Raw genomic sequence first — 327 nt, 5'->3', positions numbered from 1 at the left:
AAAAGAAAAGAGAAAAAGGAAAAAGAAAGAAGAGAGAAAGAGAGGAAAGAAAGAAGAGAAAGAAGAAGGAAAGAGGGAGGAGAAGAAAAAAAAGAAAGGAAGAAAGAAGGAAAGGAGAAAAGAGAGAAAAAAGAAGAAAGAAAGAAAAAAAAAGAAAGGAGGAAAAAAAAGAAAAAAAAGAAGAAGAGAGTAAGAAGAAAGAGAGAAAAAAGGGAGGAAGAGAAGAAAATGAGAGAAAAAGAGAAAAAGGAGAGGAGGGGGGAAAGAAAAGTAAAGGAGGTGGAGGAGGAAGAAATTTTTTTTTTTAAAGGACACGGCCCCCCCCGA

1 protein-coding gene is annotated in these 327 nt (G+C 35.2%); it reads left to right on the top strand.

The genetic code is table 11. The features are described 5' to 3' along the window. Positions 1–327: hypothetical protein (locus NG904_RS17730; RefSeq protein WP_252232880.1), on the top strand; the 327-nt coding region annotated here is incomplete at both ends.

Origin of the sequence: Clostridium sp. ZBS15 (assembly GCF_023845705.1) — a bacterium.
GTDB lineage: Bacteria > Bacillota > Clostridia > Clostridiales > Clostridiaceae > Clostridium > Clostridium aquiflavi.
The sequence above is the reverse complement of the archived record's forward strand: the minus strand, read 5'-3'. Positions and strand labels throughout refer to the sequence as shown.